This is a genomic window from Proteus vulgaris, from assembly GCF_016239305.1.
Lineage (GTDB): Bacteria > Pseudomonadota > Gammaproteobacteria > Enterobacterales > Enterobacteriaceae > Proteus > Proteus vulgaris_C.
In genome coordinates this window covers 34,174-56,718 of record NZ_JAEHOQ010000018.1, presented here as the reverse complement: position 1 = coordinate 56,718, position 22,545 = coordinate 34,174, and the positions used below count along the sequence as shown (strand labels likewise).

At 38.4% G+C, this 22,545-nt stretch carries 20 protein-coding genes, 1 tRNA gene and 1 pseudogene; 9 read left to right on the top strand and 13 right to left on the bottom strand.

Annotation, left to right across the window (positions count from 1 at the left end; genetic code table 11):
- Positions 1 to 5 precede the first annotated feature (5 nt).
- Entirely contained in the window at positions 6 to 1,322 is a 1,317-nt protein-coding gene (locus JEP40_RS13460) for a sodium-dependent transporter (protein WP_198623941.1), read from the top strand.
- 80 nt (positions 1,323 to 1,402) lie between these two features.
- Here JEP40_RS13460 and JEP40_RS13455 read toward each other — a convergent pair whose 3' ends face one another.
- From JEP40_RS13455 to JEP40_RS13440, 4 genes are all read right to left on the bottom strand, one after another.
- Positions 1,403 to 2,773, bottom strand: coding sequence for a class-II fumarase/aspartase family protein (locus tag JEP40_RS13455; protein WP_198623940.1), 1,371 nt, complete (start codon positions 2,771 to 2,773; stop codon positions 1,403 to 1,405).
- A gap of 11 nt (positions 2,774 to 2,784) precedes the next feature.
- Positions 2,785 to 4,341 (bottom strand): PTS transporter subunit EIIC, encoded by a 1,557-nt coding sequence (locus tag JEP40_RS13450; protein WP_198623939.1) that lies wholly within the window; start codon positions 4,339 to 4,341, stop codon positions 2,785 to 2,787.
- A 318-nt stretch (positions 4,342 to 4,659) separates the two neighbouring features.
- Positions 4,660 to 5,400: a MurR/RpiR family transcriptional regulator gene (locus JEP40_RS13445; protein WP_198623938.1), complete on the bottom strand. Its 741-nt coding sequence runs from the start codon at positions 5,398 to 5,400 to the stop codon at positions 4,660 to 4,662.
- Between the two features lie 196 nt (positions 5,401 to 5,596).
- Positions 5,597 to 5,842: a DUF2543 family protein gene (locus JEP40_RS13440; protein ID WP_198623937.1), complete on the bottom strand. Its 246-nt coding sequence runs from the start codon at positions 5,840 to 5,842 to the stop codon at positions 5,597 to 5,599.
- A 124-nt stretch (positions 5,843 to 5,966) separates the two neighbouring features.
- Here JEP40_RS13440 and JEP40_RS13435 point away from each other — a divergent pair, with 124 nt between their 5' ends.
- Positions 5,967 to 6,692, top strand: coding sequence for an RluA family pseudouridine synthase (locus tag JEP40_RS13435; protein ID WP_198623936.1), 726 nt, complete (start codon positions 5,967 to 5,969; stop codon positions 6,690 to 6,692).
- 10 nt (positions 6,693 to 6,702) lie between these two features.
- On the opposite strand, the gene JEP40_RS13430 is transcribed toward JEP40_RS13435, so the two are convergent.
- On the bottom strand, positions 6,703 to 7,185 hold the full coding sequence (locus JEP40_RS13430; protein ID WP_109409958.1) for a cold-shock protein: 483 nt from the start codon (positions 7,183 to 7,185) through the stop codon (positions 6,703 to 6,705).
- A gap of 101 nt (positions 7,186 to 7,286) precedes the next feature.
- Positions 7,287 to 7,820 (bottom strand): DUF2058 domain-containing protein, encoded by a 534-nt coding sequence (locus tag JEP40_RS13425; RefSeq protein ID WP_198623935.1) that lies wholly within the window; start codon positions 7,818 to 7,820, stop codon positions 7,287 to 7,289.
- A 185-nt stretch (positions 7,821 to 8,005) separates the two neighbouring features.
- Between JEP40_RS13425 and yajD the strand changes: the two genes are divergently transcribed.
- Both yajD and JEP40_RS13415 read left to right on the top strand, forming a co-directional pair.
- A complete protein-coding gene (gene yajD, locus JEP40_RS13420; protein WP_006534437.1) occupies positions 8,006 to 8,353 on the top strand; it encodes an HNH nuclease YajD in 348 nt (115 codons plus the stop codon).
- 110 nt (positions 8,354 to 8,463) lie between these two features.
- A complete protein-coding gene (locus tag JEP40_RS13415; RefSeq protein WP_198623934.1) occupies positions 8,464 to 8,826 on the top strand; it encodes a YibL family ribosome-associated protein in 363 nt (120 codons plus the stop codon).
- A 251-nt stretch (positions 8,827 to 9,077) separates the two neighbouring features.
- Here the strand turns inward: JEP40_RS13415 and JEP40_RS19265 are convergent.
- Positions 9,078 to 9,212 (bottom strand): annotated as a pseudogene (locus JEP40_RS19265) (hydroxyacid dehydrogenase); the annotation flags it as partial.
- Positions 9,213 to 9,383: 171 nt separating this feature from the next.
- A tRNA-Sec gene (locus JEP40_RS13405) sits at positions 9,384 to 9,478 on the bottom strand.
- 241 nt (positions 9,479 to 9,719) lie between these two features.
- On the opposite strand from JEP40_RS13405, the gene prlC reads away from it, so the two are divergent.
- Positions 9,720 to 11,762, top strand: coding sequence for an oligopeptidase A (prlC, locus tag JEP40_RS13400; protein ID WP_198623933.1), 2,043 nt, complete (start codon positions 9,720 to 9,722; stop codon positions 11,760 to 11,762).
- A 3-nt stretch (positions 11,763 to 11,765) separates the two neighbouring features.
- A complete protein-coding gene (gene rsmJ, locus JEP40_RS13395; protein ID WP_198623932.1) occupies positions 11,766 to 12,512 on the top strand; it encodes a 16S rRNA (guanine(1516)-N(2))-methyltransferase RsmJ in 747 nt (248 codons plus the stop codon).
- A 65-nt stretch (positions 12,513 to 12,577) separates the two neighbouring features.
- Here the strand turns inward: rsmJ and JEP40_RS13390 are convergent, their stop codons facing one another.
- From JEP40_RS13390 to uspA, 3 genes are all read right to left on the bottom strand, one after another.
- On the bottom strand, positions 12,578 to 13,327 hold the full coding sequence (locus tag JEP40_RS13390) for a GolD/DthD family dehydrogenase (protein WP_198623931.1): 750 nt from the start codon (positions 13,325 to 13,327) through the stop codon (positions 12,578 to 12,580).
- A 152-nt stretch (positions 13,328 to 13,479) separates the two neighbouring features.
- Positions 13,480 to 14,820: an NADP-specific glutamate dehydrogenase gene (gdhA, locus tag JEP40_RS13385; protein ID WP_198623930.1), complete on the bottom strand. Its 1,341-nt coding sequence runs from the start codon at positions 14,818 to 14,820 to the stop codon at positions 13,480 to 13,482.
- A 255-nt stretch (positions 14,821 to 15,075) separates the two neighbouring features.
- The gene (gene uspA / locus JEP40_RS13380) at positions 15,076 to 15,507 is read right to left on the bottom strand and encodes a universal stress protein UspA (protein ID WP_023583131.1); all 432 of its coding nucleotides are present in this window, start codon (positions 15,505 to 15,507) and stop codon (positions 15,076 to 15,078) included.
- A 406-nt stretch (positions 15,508 to 15,913) separates the two neighbouring features.
- On the opposite strand from uspA, the gene uspB reads away from it, so the two are divergent.
- Positions 15,914 to 16,246 carry a universal stress protein UspB gene (gene uspB, locus JEP40_RS13375; protein WP_072068946.1) on the top strand — a complete coding sequence of 111 codons (333 nt, stop codon included), beginning with the start codon at positions 15,914 to 15,916 and terminating at the stop codon, positions 16,244 to 16,246.
- A gap of 69 nt (positions 16,247 to 16,315) precedes the next feature.
- Here the strand turns inward: uspB and pitA are convergent, their stop codons facing one another.
- Entirely contained in the window at positions 16,316 to 17,815 is a 1,500-nt protein-coding gene (gene pitA / locus JEP40_RS13370; protein WP_109409952.1) for an inorganic phosphate transporter PitA, read from the bottom strand.
- A 309-nt stretch (positions 17,816 to 18,124) separates the two neighbouring features.
- Between pitA and JEP40_RS13365 the strand changes: the two genes are divergently transcribed.
- Both JEP40_RS13365 and JEP40_RS13360 read left to right on the top strand, forming a co-directional pair.
- Positions 18,125 to 19,348 carry an NAD(P)/FAD-dependent oxidoreductase gene (locus tag JEP40_RS13365; RefSeq protein WP_198623929.1) on the top strand — a complete coding sequence of 408 codons (1,224 nt, stop codon included), beginning with the start codon at positions 18,125 to 18,127 and terminating at the stop codon, positions 19,346 to 19,348.
- 594 nt (positions 19,349 to 19,942) lie between these two features.
- Positions 19,943 to 20,644: a pirin family protein gene (locus tag JEP40_RS13360; RefSeq protein WP_198623928.1), complete on the top strand. Its 702-nt coding sequence runs from the start codon at positions 19,943 to 19,945 to the stop codon at positions 20,642 to 20,644.
- Between the two features lie 175 nt (positions 20,645 to 20,819).
- Here the strand turns inward: JEP40_RS13360 and pckA are convergent, their stop codons facing one another.
- Positions 20,820 to 22,439 carry a phosphoenolpyruvate carboxykinase (ATP) gene (gene pckA / locus JEP40_RS13355; RefSeq protein WP_198623927.1) on the bottom strand — a complete coding sequence of 540 codons (1,620 nt, stop codon included), beginning with the start codon at positions 22,437 to 22,439 and terminating at the stop codon, positions 20,820 to 20,822.
- Positions 22,440 to 22,545: the final 106 nt, after the last annotated feature.

Below are 22,545 nucleotides of genomic sequence, written 5' to 3'. Positions count from 1 at the left end.
GCAAAATGAGCCAACAATGGACATCACGAGTCGGCCATATCTTAGCAGCCGCAGGCTCTGCAATCGGTATTGGTGCTATTTGGAAGTTTTCTTATGTTGCAGCCAATAATGGTGGCGGTGCATTCTTAATTGTCTTTTTGTTATTTAGTTTCATTATCGGGCTTGCTGTATTACTGGCTGAAAATATCTTGGGTAGTAGCACTCACGCAGAAGCCGTAAATGCCTTTAAAAAAATGATGGGACGTAACTGGGTCATTATTGGCGTTATCGGTGTCTTCAGTTCTTGGTGTATTTATAGTTTCTATAGTGTTGTCGGTGGTTGGACAATTGGCTACACCGTTATGGCAGCAACAGGCCAGCTAAATATCACTGATAGCGCAGAATTGACGGGTATTTTTACCCGTTTTATTAGCAATCCTTTATGGCCTATTTTGGCTCACCTTGCCTTTGCTGGACTAACCTGTTTTGTAGTTTTAGCGGGCGTACAACGAGGGTTAGAAAAAGCCGTTAAAATCATGATGCCAATGTTATTTATCATTATGATCTTATTGATTATTGTTGGTATTAGTTTGCCGGGTTCTTCTGAAGGTTTAAAATTATTTTTATATCCTGATTTCAGTAAATTAACCCCTCAAGGTGTATTGGATGCGTTAGGTTTAGCCTTCTTCTCACTGTCTATCGGTTTAGGTATTCATATCACTTACAGTGCTTATTTAGCGGATAACAAAGGGATCGCCAACTCCAGTATGTGGGTAGTTATTTTATCTTGTATGGTGTGTGTACTTGCCGGATTAATGATTTTCCCTGCATTATCTGCCGCAGGCTTAGAGCCTAATGCTGGCCCTGGTTTAACTTTTATGACCATGCCAGTTTATTTTGCTAACTTACCTGGTGGCAATATTTTAGCAGTGACTTTCTTCGTCTTGTTATTAATGGCGGCGTTAACCTCTGCTATTTCATTACTGGAACATATTGTGGCTTATGTGCAAATGCGTTTTCAGTGGACACGTCGTCGTGCAGGATTAGTAGTAACCGCGTCGATCATGCTGATGGGTATTCCTGTCTCATTATCTTTTGGACCAATGAGTGATGTGACATTCGCAGGAAAAACGGTCTTTGATTTATTGGATTATCTGACATCCAATATTCTGATGCCTTTATTTGGTATTGCAATGTGTTTAATTTTTGGATGGTCACGTAGAGCAAATGCATTAATTCCTGACAATATCTCTGGCTTAAAACGTCAATGCTTATTACTGGTATGGCGTTATATTGGCCCAATTTGTATCGGTATTATTTTAGTACATGGGTTGATTGGTTAGTTATCAACTAAAAAGAGCCACTCAAATTGAATGGCTCTTGACTTAACTGATAATGATTTATGTATAGATACTTGATGACTTTATTTATAGCTTTGTTTAATTTCTTGAGAAATCGCTAACCCACGTTTTGCTTCTTTCTGCGCAAGTTCAACAGATAAACCGATATAAGAACGAGGATCAAGCATGGCCTTAATTTCATCGGCATTAAAGGCCGCTGTAATGGTGTCATTTTTCATCAGGTTAGTATAAAAATCTTCACCATCTGCTGCCGTTTTAATGGCTTCTTCATATAACAGTGAATGTGCTTTATCTTTACCTAATTTTTCAGCCATTTTCATCATAACGTATTCAGTATTATCCAAACCTTTATTTCTCATCACGTTATGTAGCATTCTCTCTTCATGAGGAACAATGGTTCTTGAAAGCTCTTCCGTTCTCAACAAAATTTCGGTTGTAAGTTCTAACGATTCTTCAATTAAACCATCGAATAACATATAAGAACTGCTATCACCTTCATAAGGTCTTACCGCAGAGTACATCCCTACATTAGGTAATGAGTACAGTTTCTGTGAGTTAGCAATAATACCTTTGGCTAATTTTGGATTAATTTTATGGGGCATCGTGCTACTTCCCACAGTGCCTTTTGTAAACCCTTCAGAAACCTCAGCAATTTCTTCCAATGTTGTACTATAAACTTCTTCACCAATTTTATGGCAGATGTTAGCCATCAGTGCTAAGTTCATCATATATTCTAATTTGTGAGTACTTAGATTACGTGATGGCACTTCCATTGCTTGCATACCCACTAATTCAGCGACACGTTTTTGTACTTTCATTCCAACTTCTGGCATTGAGTTAAAAGCACCTACAGCGCCACCCATCATAATGGTGAATACTCGCTTTTCGCATTCTTTCATTCGTTGGTAGCAATCAATAAAATCGCTGATCCATACTGAAACTTTGTACCCATAAGTAATAGGAATAGCATGACGACCGTGCGTTCTACCTGCCATCACCATATGTTTTGTTTTTTCAGCAAGATTAGATAAGTTTTCAATAATTTCGCCTAACAATAACATGAACTTATTGTGTACTGTTTTCATCATATACAGCTGTGAACTTTGCTGTATATTTTGCGTGGTAATACCATAGTGCACATATTTACCGCTCTCTTCAGAGCACGCATTCACCAATACTTTTAAGAAAGGCACAAAGCCATGACCGATTTTTTGATAAATGCGGTTCATCTCTTCGAAATCGATATTCTCAATAATCGCCTTTTCTTTAATTTCATCTGCGGCAGACTGTGGAATAAAACCGTATTCAGCTTGTGCTTGCGCTAACATTGCTTCAAACATCAACCAAGTTGAATATTTAGCTTCATTGGACAGCAGATTTTTTATACCGCGATCGTCGATTGTTTTACTTTTAGAATCGTATAACGCTCTCATCATGTATCCTTTTATTTCTTCATTGCTTCATCAACAGCATTGCGAACAAATTCGACTTTAGGGCCATAAACGACATGGACATGGTTTGCTGCCGGAAAGAAGAATGCTGTACATCCAGACTCCAACATTAATTCTTTATCTATTTGATTAACTTCATTAATATCAATACGTAATCGTGTAATACAGTTATCAACATTACGGATATTTTGTTTACCACCTAACGCTTGGATTAAGATCTCTGCAATTTCGCCATAACGTTTTTCTTTGATTAGCGTATTTTTCATATTGCTTGATTCTTCTCTACCTGGCGTTTTGATATCAAATTTGACGATAGCCCAGTAGAAAATGAAGTAGGTCACAACCGCAAGTGCACTACCGATAATGACGAGGAAGATCCAGTTAGTGTGTTCGTACAGTAAGCCAAAGATGGTGAAGTCAAAGACTGTGCCTCGGATATAACCAATTGCAACACCAGCAAAAGAGAGTAGAACCGCACCAATTCCCACGATAATGGCGTAAATTAAATAGAGTAACGGCGCAATAAAGACGAAGGTGAATTCAAGAGGTTCGGTCACGTTACCTAACATTGCGGTTAAGACCATTGTCACCAGCATCGATTTAACTTCAGCGCGGTTCTCTTTTTTCGAGGTTTTATAAATTGCTAATGCAATCGCAGGGAACAAGAACAGCGTAACCAACATTTGTTGCTGAGCCATAAAACGTGTCAGGCTTGGCATCATTGCCCAATATTCACTACTTGGCCCTTGGTTAAATAATACTTCTGTCATTGCTGGAACAACGCCTACATAGGTTTGTCCTTCAATCACATAAGAGCCACCAGCTTCGGTAAATCTAAACAGAACGTTCCAGACGTGGTGTAAACCAAATGGAATAAATAGACGCTCGCCACCCGCGGTAAAGAAAGGCCCAACAGGACTTAAGAAGACAGCCGAGAGCTTAGTTAAACCCATGACTAATACTTCCCAAATAAATGGTAGCAATGCACCTACACCAATCATTAATCCGACCATAATAATGGCGACAGATTTTTTCCCTGAAAAGAAAGCAAATGCTGTTGGTAATTCAAGGTTATAGAATTTATCAGTAGCCCATGCAGCGATTAATCCTGTGATAATCCCCCCTGCGGCACTAATATTCATGGTTTGTATACCCAGAACCTTGATTTGCCCAACCTGCGTCATAATGGCAGGATCAGCCAGTTTTCCAGTCAATACCAACCAGATATTGATTGTACTTATCAAGGTCAAATAGCCCACTACAGAGGCAAAGACCGCGATCCCCTTATCTTTATGGCTCATTCCATACGCCACCCCCATTGCGAATAGAAGTGGAATATTGTCAAACACCACACCCGCAATAGAACGGATACTGACTAATAAAGCATTGACTGTTTCATTTCCTAAGAAAGGAAAGCGTGCAATCATATAAGACTGAACTAAAGCACCACTGATCCCCAAGATCATACCGATAGGTGCTAATACACCGATTGGTAGAAGTAGGGTTCTACCAAAGCGCTGAATAGATTCGCTGAATTTTTTCCTGGCCATATTTGTTTCCTTATGACTTCTCGAATATAAAAGAATTACCGAGGTACTCTAGCTTAGGGATTATAGGAAATGAATGACGTAGCGGTTTTAAATATTATCTCAGGTCATTTTTTATGACCTAGGTCTTTTTAATAAATAATTTAATTAATAATTATAAACAATTTCTTATTTCAGAAATGATGATTGATACTAGATATTAATATTAATATTGAAAAAAAGGTTATTTTAAAATAATTTATATTTATTTTAATCAGGTAGATTAATAATTTTCACACATGAAGAATAAAAAGAACATTTAACTAATAGAATTATTAGAACTTAAAGTAATGTTTCTAGCTCATTTATCAGTAAATCCACCAGCATAAAAAAGCCAATACGTGATTTAGTATCATCTTTTTTTGTATCATGATTATCAGCGAAACAAAATAGAGCATGAGTTGCATAAGTGGTTAATTCATTAGTATTAAATGCTGTCATGCTAATAATATTGGCATCTTTTAATTGCACGATTTTTGCTGTCTCAATGATTTTCTTTGTACCACCAGAAAGTGAGATAAAGATAACCGTATCGTCTTCATTAACAAGACGAGTAAATGAATCAGATAAGTTGTAATCATTAATAAAAAAGCAATGTAGACCTAAAGCAAACAAAAGGTGTTCAAGATAATAACCGACTGCTTTACTCGTACCTCTTGCAACAATAAAAATATTCCTAGAGTGACGTAAGGTTTTCGCACATTCCCGAATTTGTTCTTCATTAATTAAAGTAAATGTTTTATTAATATTTTTTTCTAATTGCTTTTTATAAGATGCTGTACTCGTTTTCTCAACTTTATTTTGCATCAAAATATAATTATTAATTTGGAATTTAAGCTCTTTAAATCCACTAAACCCTAACTTTTGCGATAAATTAATGATCACCGTTTTTGATACAAAGGTTTTTGCAACTAAATCATTAATATTTAAATAGGGTATATCCGCAATATTATCGGTGAGATATTTTAATACTTTTTTTTCGCTGATCGTTAAATTGTCATAATTCTTTAGGAAATCCAGCATATCTCACCCAACCAATTGAATATAAAACACCCGATAAAGGATCGAACATCCCAAAAGCATGTCAGTTCTTTTCGTGCACTTATGTGCAATAAAATAGATAACGAGTATACGTTAAATCATACAGTTATGTATGATCAGAGTTGTTTTTTGTGAATTGAAAGATTATTGAGCCCACAATTAATGAGCTCAATACGTGTTATTCATTACCCCAGCGATTAAGAAACATCGCGATATCGTCAATGCGTTTTTTATCAATACCCGCTTCTTTTGCCATATCTTGTTGTGCCAATTCACTAATTTCTTCGTTATTCATCAATCGAGTGAGTAATAATTGAAAATAGAGAGCAAGCGCATCTTCTTCTGCCTCAGCAACAGGATCGGTTGATTCCAGTGAATACTCTTCTACCATGTCATAATATTTAAAGTGGATTTCATTGTTCATAGGTTGCCCCTAGGGATTAACATTTATCGTCATTATATTCAAATTACTAAGAGTATATCTCTACATTCGCCTGTTAACTTAAAATTCGCTATCATCCACTCTCTTCTTTTTTGCGGATAAGCTGATGTCTACGATTATCGATACTTTTATTGCCCCACCTTGCCATGATGAAATCGAGATCCTTTATCAAGATGAGCACTTAATACTTATCAACAAACCGACAAGACTATTGAGCTTATCAGGAAAAAATCCACAAAATATCGACTCGGTACATTATCGGTTAGTGAAGCTATTTCCGGGATGTACACTTGTTCATCGACTTGATTTTGGTACATCTGGATTGATGGTTGTGGCACGCAATAAAGCTATCAATGCTCTTTTGTGTCAGCAATTTAGCCAACGCAGTGTAACCAAGGTATACAACGCACTCCTATGTGGCCATTTGAAAGAGAATGAAGGCGTGATTGATGCACCGATTGCAAAAGATCCAGCTCTGTTCCCACGCATGTCGATTTGCCCTATTAATGGAAAACCTGCACGCTCTGGTTATCACGTTATTGAGCGTTTTTATCATACGTTAGAAAATGGAACGTTATTGCCTCTAACACGGGTACGATTTACCCCTGAAACGGGAAGAACTCATCAACTTCGTATCCACAGCCAGTTTATAGGGCATCCTATTTTAGGTTGTGATTTATATGGCGGGAGCGACTGTTGCTTGAATGAAAGAATGGAAGAAACTAAAAGAACTGCACGGACTCCACGACTTATGCTTCATGCGAGTGAACTTCACTTTGCTCACCCTATTAGTCAAGCGCCAATAAAAGCGCACTGTGAGAGCCCGTTTTAAATGTCGATATTTACAGTTTAAGCGCCTTTACTGTTTCATCGATATCAAGTTCATCTTCAGTAAAAACTATCTCTGTTCCGTGCATTGTGGTGATCGCCAGCTTTCTCAACGTACGCATATTATTAGCGCCATCCGCTGATTTTGGTCTGATGCTATTCATTAAAGTACCGACAGAAAGTACGGTATTTTCTTTATTGATATGCGTATCTGCAGGCACATCTTCACTGTAAATTCGAAATGATTTAATAGATGTCAGTTTAACTCGCTCACCGGCGATATAAACGTATTTGCTGTCTGGGATCACTTTAACTGCATACGCAGACAGGCCTTTGGTATTTGTGGTCGGCTCAAACGTGACATTTGCATCTGTCTTTATCAAAGCAGGGTTGGCAACTTTAATCACATGAAAATAACGGTTATCACCGTTTTCATCTTTAATAAATCCAAAACCTTTATCTTCAAACCACTTTGTGATTATTCCGTTCATTGCCATTATCGCCTACTTAATCGTTTATCTACAAAAATTTCCAGATGCAGTATAAAGCACAATGCTTATACAAACTATGCCTTTAAGGTAATAAGCTACGTTGCTTATTACCACATCAAATCATCTGGGATTTTAAAATCAGCATAAGGATCGTCTTCATCTTGTTCTGTCTCGCTAAGTGCGTTATTTAACAAAATACAGTCCACATCTCTTTGTGTAATTTTATCCGCTACACTTGCTGGAATAATCGCGTATTCCGTTTTATCTGCATTATCCAGGCGAGCAATGGCGAGACGCCCACTAATTAATTGAGATTGCGTCAGTTTATCCACCACAATCTTTTTAATCACATTGTTATCAGTGAAATTAAAATCAATATCGCCTTTTACTGGCGTAATTCTATTCATTTCAATAAGTTGCTTAACTTGCGCTTTATATTCTTTAGATAAAATCGCCTGTTTTTGTTGCTCACTAAGCAGTTTATCGCGCTCCAGTTGAGCTTTTTTATTTTCTTCTACGGCTTCCCTTGCTTCTCGTGCTTGAACACGTGATTTTTTTGCCGTTCTTTGGACTTTTGCCATTTTTTTACTGGTCACAAGCCCTGCTTTTAACATTTGCTCTTGTAAGGTAAGTTTTGCCATTTTTTTGCCTAAATCTGCTCAATAATTTTTGAAATTATACCTGTAATTTCCAAGAGTGCATCAGATTGTAAGATTAGCGGTTTACTGAGAGAAATAGAACTTATGAAATTTGAACCTATCGGTGCATTCAGAGTATATTGGAAAAACTATTGTCAAACTTTCTCTTATAACAGGTAATACTAGTAATGGCACTGATCCCAAAAAACTATGCACGGTTGGAAAGTGGCTACCGTGAAAAAGCACTGAAAATCTATCCGTGGGTATGTGGACGTTGTGCGCGTGAGTTTGTCTACTCGAACTTACGTGAACTAACCGTTCATCATATTGATCACGACCATACCAATAACCCAGAAGATGGCAGTAACTGGGAGTTATTGTGTCTTTTTTGCCATGATCATGAACACTCTAAATACACAGAAGCAGACCAATACGGCACAACTGTTGTCGCGGGTGAGGATGCACAAGATGATGTAGGTGCAGCAACCTATAATCCTTTTGCTGATTTAAAATCGATGCTCAATAAAAAGAAATAATGAATGCGATGTCTGCTTTGGTGCAAAGCACCAACTCGTCCCCTTTTTCACTCTCTTACGTAGAATAGTGTATACTTGCCAACAAGAAATTTGTTCACGGTTAATTAATAATGAAAGAAATCGAAAAAGCAAAAATTAAACTCCTTAGCGATCGTTTAGATCTTATTCGCCATAAGATGGCAAGTATCTCGCTGACGGACGAAGCGGAAAAATACGCAGAGTTTGAAAAAGAAAAAGTAGAACTGGAAACTGAAATTGTTCGTCTGAAAGCTGTACGTAACAATAAACTAAGTAAAGAAGCGCAGAAATTAGAAGATATGCCATTCAAACGCCTTATCACTAAGAAAGAACAAGCTGATATTGGTAAGCTGAAAAAAGCCGTACGAGGATTGATAATTGTCCATCCAATGACGGCATTAGGCCGTGAAATGGGACTAGATGGTATGACTGGTTTTTCTAAGACTGATTTCTAGTTAGAAAATTAGCCCAACTAAAATCTATAATGATCGACTAATACTGAAAGGTTCTTAAAACACTTTTCGTTGTTATGCACTGTTCGTTATCCGTAGCTTTCTTACTAACTCCACCAGCACTTTGTAATACTTTGCGACCATAGAGAGATTAAAGTATTGCACATTGTACTGTTTAGCATCATCCACAGTTGTTCGGTAAAACCGAACAACTGGATCTTCGATTAACTCGTCTTCCATAAAAAATATTACTGGTATGCTTCACTAATCGAGGCTTGAAATAACCACAACGTATCAGACTCAAAGAGGCATTCGACGCGAGTTTGACCATCTTCACTTCGGAATAAAATAAATTCACCCTGTGGTGCTTCAGGAAGATTTTCGCTCATCAAATTGCCTCCACTTTCTATACGTTATGAATAAACTATGAACAACAATATATCAGGTTTAACAAAAAAATAAGGGTGCCTGTAAATGGATGGTAAACTTATTATTTTACTGAAAAACAATATGATAAAGAGATAATAGGATGCTTTATTGGGAAGTAATGAAACAAGAAGTGGCGGAAGATCACAGGAGTCGAACCTGCCAAGGACCGCTGGCGGCCCCATCTGGATTTGAAGTCCAGCCGCCCCACCGGGGACGATGATCTTCCATTTTTGAATGGGTCAAAAGGAAATAACGGGATGATTATACGCTGAATTATTTTTAATCCCAAGTGCATCAAATCAATAAAACCTCTTTCAAATAAAATAATCCCGTTTTTGAGTAAAACTTCGGATAATTACCGCGATACTATTGAACTTATACAGTTTCATCCTCATCTTACTATCTATAACGAATAAACTCAGTGGTGTGTTTTACGTCACTGCAAACCAAAATACAGGATGTTTTTTATGTCAAATCCATTACTTAGCACAACGGGATTACCTGCATTTTCCCAGATCAAACCAGAACATGTTGTTCCTGCATTAAAAAAAGTGTTAACAACTTATCGCGAAACGGTCGAAAAATTACTGGCTGATAATACTCATTTTAGCTGGGATAATCTTTGCCAACCTTTAGCAGAAGCAGGCGATAAACTTTCTCGTGTTTGGTCTCCAGTCAGTCATTTAAACTCTGTCAAAAATAGCGCTGAATTGCGTGAAGCCTATGAACAAAGTTTACCATTGCTGTCTGAATTCAGTACGTGGATGGGACAACATGAAGGCTTATACCAGGCTTATAAATCTATTAAAGAAAGTGCTGATTTTAATGCGTTAACTCAACCTCAGAAAAAAGCGATTGAAAATGCATTACGTGATTTTGAGTTATCAGGTATTGGTTTATCCAAAGAGAAACAACAGCGTTTTGGTGAAATCAGCGCGCGTATGTCTGAATTAGGCGCTAAATATGGAAATAACGTATTAGATGCAACGATGGGTTGGTCTAAACTAATTACTGATGTAGAAGATTTATCTGGTATGCCTCAAAGTGCTATTGATGCCGCAAAAGCTATCGCACAAGCTAAAGAGCAAGAAGGCTACCTATTAACACTCGATATGCCAAGCTATCTGCCCGTCATGACATACGCTGATAATCGTGAACTAAGAAAAGAGATGAGTATCGCTTATAGTACACGAGCCTCTGATCAAGGCCCAAATGCAGGTCAGTGGGATAATAGCGAAATTATTGCTGAGATCCTCGCATTACGTCACGAACTCGCTCAACTCCTTGGTTTCAACAATTACGCTGAAAAGTCACTCGCCACTAAAATGGCAGAGTCTCCAGAACAAGTCCTTAGTTTTTTAACTGACTTAGCACAACGCGCTCACCACCAAGGTAAAGAAGAGTTAGCTGAACTCACCCAATTTGCAAAAGAACACTATGGCGTTGATAAATTAGAATCATGGGATCTGGCTTACTACAGCGAAAAACAGAAACAACATCTGTTCTCAATCGATGATGAACAACTGCGTCCTTACTTCCCTGAACAACGCGCTTTAAGTGGCTTATTTGAAGTTGTTCATCGTATCTATGGTTTAACAGCTAAAGAACGTAATGACATCGACACTTGGCATGATGATGTTCGTTTCTTTGAGCTTTACGATGAAAGTAACACCTTGCGCGGTAGCTTCTATCTTGATTTGTATGCACGTGAACACAAACGTGGTGGTGCTTGGATGGATGACTGCATGGGAAGAATGCGTCATGCCGATGGAAAACTACAAAATCCTGTTGCTTATCTCACCTGTAACTTCAATAAACCAGTAGGTAATAAGCCTGCACTGTTTACTCATAATGAAGTCACTACGCTATTCCATGAGTTTGGTCATGGCTTACATCACATGTTAACGCAAATTGATACTGCCGATGTTGCAGGTATTAACGGCGTGCCATGGGATGCTGTTGAATTACCAAGTCAATTTATGGAAAACTGGTGCTGGGAGCCAGAAGCATTAGCTTTTATTTCTGGTCATTATGAAACTGGCGAACCATTACCACAGGCAATGCTTGATAATATGCTTAAAGCAAAAAATTATCAGTCTGCAATGTTTGTGTTACGCCAATTAGAATTTGGTCTATTTGATTTCCGTTTACATGCAGAGTATGACCCAGCAAAAGGGGCTCGTGTAATGGAAACCTTAACCAGCGTGAAAGATCAAGTATCTGTTGTTCCATCAACACCTTGGGCACGTTTTCCTCATGCCTTTAGCCATATATTTGCAGGTGGCTATGCTGCAGGTTATTACAGCTATTTATGGGCTGATGTACTGGCGGCTGATGCCTTCTCTCGTTTCTCCGAAGAAGGGATTTTTAACCGCGAAACAGGCCAATCATTCCTAGATAATATTTTAACTCGTGGCGGTTCTGAAGAGCCAATGGAACTGTTCAAACGCTTCCGTGGTCGTGAGCCAAAACTTGATGCTATGCTTAAAGGCTACGGCATTAAAGGATGATATGTGAATATCTGTTTACTTTGTGAAGAAGGCGCTGATAACAGCGCCTTATCTGATTTAGCGCAACGTTGGGGATTAATTCACGACGAAACGCAAACAATGGCTTTAGTGTTAACACCGACTCACCTTGAATTACGCAAACAAGATGAACCTAAATTAGGTGGCATCTATGTGGATTTCGTAGAAGGCACTATGGCTCATCGCCGTAAATTTGGCGGTGGTCGAGGTGAAGCAGTGGCAAAAGCGGTTGGGATCAAAAAAGATTATCTGCCCGATGTTGTTGATGCAACAGCAGGGCTTGGCCGTGATGCGTTTGTCTTAGCATCTATTGGTTGCAAAGTCAGAATGGTAGAGCGTCACCCCGTGGTTGCTGCATTACTTGAGGATGGCTTAAAACGTGCTTATCTTGATGCTGACATTGGTGAATGGATGCAGGAAAGAATGATATTAATTCATGCCTCTTCTGCCCAAGCATTAACCGAGATCACTCCACCTCCTGATGTTGTCTATCTTGATCCTATGTATCCACATAAAACAAAAAGCGCGTTAGTAAAAAAAGAGATGCGTGTGTTTCAATCTTTAGTCGGTGCTGATGAAGATGCTGATGCACTGCTAGAACCCGCAATTATTTTGGCAAAAAAACGTGTTGTCGTAAAACGCCCTGATTATGCTGAACCATTAAATAATCAGCCTGCTCATGCCAATATAACAACAAAAAATCACCGTTTTGATATTTACCCTTGTGTTTAAGGCTATTATAAAGGGGCTTTATAGCCCCTTTATTCTTACACCACTACTTTTCTTCTATTTTCTGATTATTGAATACTATATCCACCGTCAATAACAAGATTATGACCATTTATCATATCTGAAGCATTACTCGCTAAAAAGACTGCGGCGGCGGCAATCTCTTCCGGTTCGGCAAAACGTTGAGCTGGAATTTGAGCTTTCATCTTCTCGCCTTTCTCACCTTCCCATGCCTGCTTTCCTAAATCGGTCATCACAATAGTGGGGGATATTGCATTAATTTGTAAACCTTTAGGTGCCCATTCTAACGCCAACACTTTAGTCATACCGATAACACCCGCTTTAGTGGCGCAATAAGCAATATGTTCGGGCAAGGCTATCACGCCTGCTTGAGAGGCTAAATTGATAATTTTACCTTGTCCCTGTTGTAACATATATTGCCCCACTTCTTGGCATAACAAGAATGTCCCCGTTAAATTGACTGATAAGGTTTTATTCCAGTCCGCAACAGAAAGTGATCCCGCGGGAGCTAACGCTACAACACCTGCGCAATTCACCAAAATATCAATATGACCAAACTCTTCAAATACAGAGTAGACTGCACGATGTACAGACTCTTCATTTGTGACATCACATTGAATACCAACCGCACTATTTAATTGCTGAGCAACTTGCTCAACCTTTTCTGATCTATCTAATAATGCGACTTTTGCCCCTTTCTGAATAAACATCTTCGCAATAGATAATCCAATTCCTGCCGCTCCACCAGTAATAACAGCGACTTTATTTGGTAGGGTGAAGTCTATTTGCATTGCCATAAATACCTCCCACAAAAATAATCACTTTATAAAGTGCCTCTTTTTAAGGATAGCAGATGAAAAATTAGAAAAAGATAAGATAGGTAAATGAAGAGCGGTAGGTTCATAGAGGATCTGACGGGTGTTACACACCCGTTCAGAATCAATGAGATTTACAATACACCTTGTGCCAGCATTGCATCTGCAACTTTGACAAAGCCAGCAATGTTCGCACCTTGAATATAATTAGTTTGCTTACCTTCACCACCATAATTAACACAAGCATGGTGAATATCTAACATGATGTGATGTAAGCGAGCATCCACTTTCTCTGCTTTCCAGCTTAGACGAGCCGCATTCTGTGCCATTTCTAAACCAGAGGTTGCAACGCCACCTGCATTAGCTGCTTTACCCGGTGCAAAAAGAACACCCGCTTCAATAAAGGCATCCGTTGCAGCAATTGTCGTTGGCATATTTGCACCTTCAGCAACCGCTTTAACACCATTTTTAATCAAGACGTTAGCCGCTTCTAAATCTAATTCATTTTGTGTTGCACAAGGCAGCGCAATATCAACAGGAACAGACCAAGGTTGTTGCCCTTCAAGGTAGGTTAAACCAAATTCTTTGGCATATTCTTCAACACGGCCATAGTTATTTTTAATTTCAGTTAGGCGTGCGAGTTTTTCAGTAGTAAATCCAGCTTCATCAACAACCGTACCACCTGAATCTGATGCTGTAATAACCTTAGCACCTAGCTCTAAACATTTTTCGATAGTGAACTGCGCCACATTACCCGCACCAGAAACTGCCACACGCATCCCCTCAAGAGACATACCATGACGTTTAAGCATCGCATTAGTAAAGTAAACTAAACCGTATCCAGTGGCTTCTGGGCGGATTAAACTGCCTCCAAATGAAAGACCTTTCCCTGTAAATACACATTCATTGCTATTAGACAGTTTTTTCATCATGCCTGCCATAAAGCCAACTTCACGCGCACCTACACCAATATCTCCTGCTGGAACATCTGTGTTAGCTCCTAAATGACGATAAAGTTCAGTCATTAGAGCCTGACAAAAACGCATGACTTCCCCATGGCTTTTACCTTTAGGGTTAAAGTCCGAGCCACCTTTCGCCCCCCCCATTGGTAATGTCGTTAAGGCATTTTTAAATGTTTGCTCAAAACCTAAGAATTTTAGAATGGAAAGGTTCACTGATGGGTGAAAACGCATGCCACCTTTGTAAGGTCCGATAGCTGAGTTAAATTGGATACGCCATGCACGGTTAACCTGCACCTGTCCTTTATCATCTAACCAACAAACGCGAAACTGAATAATACGTTCAGGCTCAACTAAGCGCTCAAGTAATGATTGTTCACGATATTGTGGATTTTTCTCTAAAAAAGGCCACAAAGTGGTAAAAACTTCACGGACCGCCTGATGATACTCAGGTTGATGAGCGTTATATTTTTCTACCCCTTCTAAAAACGAAGACAATGAGCCAGATATATTCATTCCGCTATTCCTTTTTTGTGTAATGTGATGTTGGCATAACCTCATTTATTCGGAATATTTTTGGGTTTTGTGAGGTTGATGTTGTTTTGCTTCTTGAATATATCATTAAAATACATTCACACTTCAAGACATTTTTTTCATAATTAGACAAAAAAAAAAGGTTGACTCTGTTTAACAGCAGGAAAAATAGGAATTTTAGGCAAAAAAATACCTGCATAAGCAGGCATTTTTTTTGCTTAAACAAGCAAGCGATTATTATTCATCATCTTTCAAAGGAACAATTAACATATCAACATGTACTGTATTAATTAATTGACGTGCTGATGACATCAATTTGCTCCAGAAGTCTTGGTGATGACCGCAAACAACTAAGTCCATATCGTATTTTTTAATCGCATCAACCAGAACTTGGCCTAAATCACCGCTACCACTCAAGGTTTCCTGAATTTCATAACCTGATTTATCTGAGAGGTCTTTTAACGCGTTACGGGTTTCATCAGTAATACGTTGTTGCATATCACCGAGGTTAACATCAATTAGACCGGTATAAAGATCAGAATAGTTAACATCAACGTGAATTAAGGAAACTTTGGCATTATAGGGTTTTGCCATAGATACAGCTTTCTGTACTAAGACGTTACTCTCAGGGGATAAATCAACTGCCACTAGAATATGCTTATAAGCCATCGTGAACTCCTTCCATAAGCTGATTAATCGGTTGGAAAGGCGGTTAAGCCTAAATCCTATATATTAAATATAACGTTTTAAGATGAAAGTTAGATGTCGCCTTGATCACAACTTATGTCAAATTCATCAAGAAAGCATCTATCGATAAATAACAATATACACCATTTTAGATTATCACGATGTCATTCACCGACAATATCATCATAATAATGAGAATTGAGTATAAAAAACAACAAAAACACCCTTTTAGAGTTATTTTTTATCCATTTTTTTGAAAAAGGAAACAACTTAAACACGTCACTTTTGTTTATTGTTTAATTTCACCTAAACTTAAATAAGAGAAAAAAGTAACCTCTATGGGTAAAGGTTTTCTCATCTCTGAATCTATTATTCTAGGGAGGGGATTATGTTTAATGTCATTGTTATCTTTTGGGCGCTCTGTATTCTTTGCCTGATTAATATGATGCGTTATTTTTCATCTATTCGGGTATTACTCACAATATTGCGCCAATCTGATCCGTTACTCTATCAATCAGTGGATGGTAATGGTTTTTTTACTATGCATGGGCAATTTTCCAAACAATTGCGACTGATCCGCTACATCAACCAACGCCAATATACCAACCATCATAATCCTGAAGTGATTATGCGTTGCGAGCGAATTTATCGACAATTTTATCTTGTTAGCCGTTTTTGTATTTTGGCTGTAGCAAGTTTAATTGCGATGCTCATTTGGTAGGTGATAAAAACAAAAAAACGGTGACTAAAAGTCACCGTTTATAAACAAACTTGGGTAGTTTATTGCTTATCAGCCATTCACAATGAATGTCAGTGATATCCAATAAAGTAAACCTGATAAACCAATGCTAACTGGTAATGTTAAGATCCAAGCTAGTGCAATATTTTTCACCGTCTTCGTTTGAACCCCTCCACCATCAACAATCATCGTACCTGCAACTGCAGATGATAGAACTTGTGTTGTTGATACAGGCATACCCGTATAACTTGCGACACCAATGGACACTGCAGCTGTTACCTGAGCAGAAACCCCTTGAGCATAAGTCATACCTTTTTTACCAATTTTCTCACCAATCGTTACTGCAACACGTTTCCAACCTACCATTGTCCCAATAGAGAGCGCTAATGCCACTGCAACAATAATCCAAATCGGTGCATATTCCACAGTGTTTAGCAGGTCACGACTCAATGTTTTTAAGAACCGTGCATCTTGGGCGCTAGTTTCAGGTAATTTAGCCACTTCTGTTGCGGTATCAGCGATACACATTAGTAATCGACGCATTTGAGCACGCTGGTCTGCTGTTAGTTCATCATAAGAACTAATATTTGCCAGCATTTGTTCTGTTTGATTCAGAACAATTGGCGTTCTCGCGCTGTTACAATGGAAATCAGTATCACTAGGATCAGTTTGTGCTGACACTGCTGGTGTATTTTCGATAGCATGCTGTAATGCTGGCTGATGCTTCTCATAATACTGTTGTAAGTGCACAACGGCATCATGTGTTTTGGTGATATCGTATCCGCTAGCACTCATATTGACGACAAAGCCCGCAGGCGCCACACCAATTAATACTAACATGATAAGACCGATACCTTTCTGCCCATCATTTGCACCATGAGAAAAACTGACCCCAACTGCAGATAAAATCAGTGCAGTACGAGTCCAAAATGGTGGCTTACGTTTACCATCTTGTTTTTCACGTTCAGCAGGTGTCAGGTGAATACGACGACGTTTTTTCGTACCACTCCAGTAACGGCGCAGTAAGAAAATCATCGCGCCTGCAATAACCAAGCCGATAATTGGAGAAAGAATGAGAGATAGGAAGATACTGATCATTTTTGGAATGTTTAACGCATCAACGATAGACGAATCTGTCACGATAGCATTTGTTAAACCAATACCAATGATAGCACCTATCAGCGTATGTGAACTTGATGCTGGAATGCCGAAATACCATGTACCTAAATTCCAGATAATGGCGGCTAACAACAACGAGAAGACCATAGCAAGGCCATGACCTGAGCTCACATTCAGCAGAAGATCTGTCGGTAACAAGTGAACGATAGCATAAGCTACGCTCAAACCACCGAGCAAAACTCCAAGGAAGTTAAATACACCCGCCATCACGACCGCAAATTGCGCACGCATAGCACGAGTATAGATAACAGTTGCTACCGCATTTGCGGTATCATGGAAGCCGTTAATAGCTTCATAAAATAGCACAAAAAGCAGTGCTAAAACCAACATTAAACCTGTATGAAATTCTAGGTCAGTAAACAAATGTAGCATAGACGTTAAGCCAGTTAGTTGGACATGAACGCGGCGCATTATCAGCGACAAATGCGAACGGTGGAAGCGAAATTTAACCTTTTTTTGATTTGATAACCAAGAAAATCAGAGCCTTTTTAAGATAATTCCTTATATATCATTTAATTAATAAAAATAAAAAAAAAGTAAATTTCTGACAAATTTTTTCCTTGCTAATACGAATTTAGGTGAAAAATACAAATTTCTCCATATAATTTTACAAAAACACTCTGATCTTACGCGAAAATCATTGATTAAGTAGTCAGAGAAAACCAAGAACGAGACATCATTGTGGGATCATACGATACAGTAATTATAGGTGCAGGTGCCGCGGGGCTTTTTTGTGCATCTTTAGCAGGACAAGCAGGATTATCTGTTTTAGTGCTAGATAACGGTAAAAAAGCAGGGCGAAAAATTCTTATGTCAGGAGGTGGCCGTTGCAATTTTACCAATATGTATATCGAGCCTTCAGCCTATTTATCAGAGAATCCTCATTTTTGTAAGTCAGCACTTGCTCGCTATACACAATGGGATCTTATTGAATTAGTGCAAAAACATAACATTGCCTATCATGAGAAAACATTAGGCCAACTCTTTTGTGATGATTCAGCACAGCAAATTGTGGATTTATTACTTACCGAGTGTCAAAAAGGAAAAGTGAGTATTCGCTTACGTAGCGAAGTGACGTTAATCGAGAAAACAGATGAAGGCTTCACTATTTTTGTTGATGGAAAAGTGATTGTGACCCCTTCTGTTGTTATTGCTAGTGGTGGGCTTTCCATGCCTGGTTTAGGTGCGACACCTTTTGGCTATAAAGTTGCAGAACAATTTGGCCTCCCGGTTTTACCCACTCGTGCAGGCTTAGTGCCTTTTACACTACATAAACCCCAACTTGAGCAATTAAGTCAGCTATCAGGTGTCGCTGTACCTGCTATTGTGACGGCAAAAAATGGAACGAGTTTTAAAGAAAACATTCTTTTTACTCACCGAGGCCTTTCAGGCCCAGCTATTTTGCAAATCTCTAGTTATTGGCAACCCGGAGAGTATGTAAGTATTAACTTACTTCCAAATATTGATCTTGAAAGTCTTCTACAAGAAAAACGCCAAGAGCACCCAAATCAATCATTAAAAAATACATTATCTCGCTTATTACCAAAGCGTTTTATTGAAATAATGATAGAAAATAAACAGTTGCCTGATATTCCCCTCACTCAACTTAACAACGAACGCATTACTCAAATTGCAACGTTGCTGCAAGAATGGCAAGTTCAGCCTAATGGTACTGAAGGATATCGTACTGCAGAAGTCACTCTGGGTGGCGTAGATACTCGTGCCCTTTCCTCTAAAACGATGGAAGCCACCAAAGTAAAAGGACTCTATTTCATTGGTGAAGTAGTGGATGTAACAGGTTGGTTAGGTGGATATAACTTCCAATGGGCGTGGAGTTCCGCGTATGCCTGTGCTCAGAGCCTTATTTCAACACCAAAATCGACTTTGCTGGGTAATAATAAATAAATGTACCAATGTTAAAATTATAAATACTGGATTTATAATTCTATAAATTTATAAGCCATACATAACAAAACCCAGTTATCATCAATCAATGATGGCTGGATTTTGTTTTATCTCTTAATAGCGACTGAAAATGACTCATATCCCTTCTTTTACTCTGGTTTTATAACGTATTTCTTATTCTTTTTTCTACGAATAACCTTATAAAAAATATTGTTAACTATTTGGTTATATTACTATTTTAAAAAATTATTAAAATAAAATAACTCGTTAATCAGTAAGTTAAAACTTTTTCATTGCTTTTTTCTGTATTGTTTAAAAAAAGGGCTTTACAAATGATACTGAGAACTATTATCATCAATAACACTTTCAGACGCACCTCCTTCAGGGTGATATGAAAGAACGACATTGCTCACATTGCTTCCAGTGTTTTATTTTAGCCAGCCGGGTGCTGGCTTTTTTCTTTTCTAGCACTTATTCGATATTTTTATTTCTCCTTATTCAAATTATTTGGATCCTCAGGTTAAATTCCTCCGCTTTTCTACTTTGTGCTATTGCGTAAACTGTGTTCAACAACTGATGAGAAGGAAACACATAATGATTTATCTACGCAAAGCAAATGAAAGAGGACACGCTAATCATGGTTGGCTAGATAGCTGGCATACCTTCTCTTTCGCAAACTATTACGATCGTAATTTTATGGGATTTTCTGCATTACGTGTGATTAATGAAGATCGTGTAATACCTGGTGAAGGTTTTGGCACTCACCCTCATAAAGATATGGAAATTTTAACCTATGTGCTTGAAGGTAATATCGAGCATAAAGACAGTATGGGTAATAAAGAAAATGTACCTGCAGGTGAGTTTCAGATAATGAGTGCTGGTACAGGGATCACCCATTCAGAATATAATCCGAATAGTGATCAAGGGCTACATTTCTACCAAATCTGGATTATGCCAAATACTGTCGGTATTACACCACGTTACGATCAACGTCGTTTTGATACAACAGTAAGTAAACAGCTTATTTTGTCGCCAGATGCCCGTGATGGCTCTTTAAAAGTATTCCAAGACATGATCTTATGGCGTTGGAACCTGAAAAAAGGCGAAGAAGCACAATATCAAGTAGAAACGGGACGCAATGTTTGGCTACAAATTGTAAAAGGAAAAATAGCCATTAATGACATAATTGCGACCACCAGTGATGGTGTAGCTATTGCTGATGAAGATATGATCCGTTTCGTTGGTGATGAAGACAGTGAGGTTTTATTGTTTGATTTGCCTCCTGTAAAAGCATAGTTGGGTTATCACCCTCTAAAGCCACTTTTTCTCTAATAGATAGTTTCACTTTATTTCCTTTTTACTCCCTGAAATACTCTCGCATTTCAGGGATTTTTTTTCTCTAATACTTCAAATAAAAAAACACCAAAATCATATCCTATGAATTTGGCGTTTTTATTAGTACTCTAAATAATTAACGTTTTGGCCCAACTTTTGTCAGTGCTTGACCTGCTGGTGTATCTGTATACTTATCAAAGTTTTTCACAAAACGATCAGCGAGATCGTCTGCTTTCATGTCCCATTGCGCTTTATCCGTATAAGTATCACGAGGATCTAAAATTTCACTGTTAACACCTGGTAGTGCTGTTGGGATCTCTAAATCAAACACAGGTAATGTTTTCATTGGCGCATTATCAATATCACCATTTAAGATGGCATCAATAATAGCGCGAGTATCTTTAATTGAGATACGCTTACCTGTGCCGTTCCAACCTGTATTAACCAGATAGGCTTTTGCTCCAGATGCTTGCATACGTTTTACCAATACTTCAGCATATTGTGTTGGATGCAGAGATAAGAATGCCGCACCAAAACATGCTGAGAATGTTGGTGTTGGCTCTGTTACACCACGTTCTGTTCCTGCAAGCTTAGCGGTAAAACCAGATAAGAAGTGATATTGCGTTTGTTCTGGCGTTAAACGTGAAACTGGAGGTAACACACCAAAAGCATCTGCTGTTAAGAAGATCACTTTCTTAGCGTGACCGGCTTTAGAAACAGGTTTAACGATATTATCGATATGATAAATTGGGTAAGAAACACGGGTATTTTCTGTTTTTGAGCCATCGTCGAAATCAACAGAACCATCCGATAACACAACCACGTTTTCTAACAGTGCGTCACGTTTAATTGCACCATAGATATCAGGCTCAGCTTCTTTTGATAAGTGGATCGTTTTCGCATAACAACCCCCTTCAAAGTTAAACACGCCGTCATCATCCCAACCATGCTCATCATCACCAATTAACTTACGCTTAGGATCTGTTGAAAGGGTTGTTTTACCTGTACCAGATAAACCAAAGAAAATAGCCACATCACCACTTTCGCCAACGTTTGCGGAGCAGTGCATAGAAGCCATACCTTTAAGAGGAAGAAAGTAGTTCATCATAGAGAACATGCCTTTCTTCATCTCGCCACCATACCAAGTACCACCGATTAACTGAATGCGTTCAGTTAAATTGAAAGCAACGAAGTTCTCAGAATTAAGTCCTTGTGCCTTCCAATTTGGATTTGTACATTTCGCTCCGTTCATCACAATGAAGTCTGGTGTGAAATTTTCCAGCTCTTCTTGTTCAGGACGAATAAACATATTTTTAACAAAATGGGCTTGCCAAGCAACTTCCGTAATAAAACGTACTTTTAAACGTGTATCCGCATTCGCACCACAAAATGCATCAACAACAAACAAACGTTTGCCTGATAGCTGATTGGTTACCAATGATTTTAAGTCAGACCACACTTCTTGTGAGAGTGGTTTGTTATCATTTTTACCTTTTCCCTGATCAGCCCACCACACAGTGTCACGAGTAACATCATCACGAACAATGTATTTATCTTTCGGAGAACGTCCAGTAAATATACCTGTATCAACGGCAATAGCGCCTAACGAGGTTAATGTGCCTCGTTCATAACCTGTTAATCCAGGTTGGGTTTCTTCATTAAATAACAGCTCATAGCTTGGGTTATAAATGATTTCACTTGTGTCTTTAATACCGTACTGCTGGAGATCCTTAGGGGTAAGACCTTTAGCGCTCATAGTTTCGCTCCTGATAAATAGACCTTTCTACGAGCAATATTAGGGTGTTACGAGTAATTAACAGCGATTGTTATCAATATTTTGAAAATTTATAATTTTTTTATGT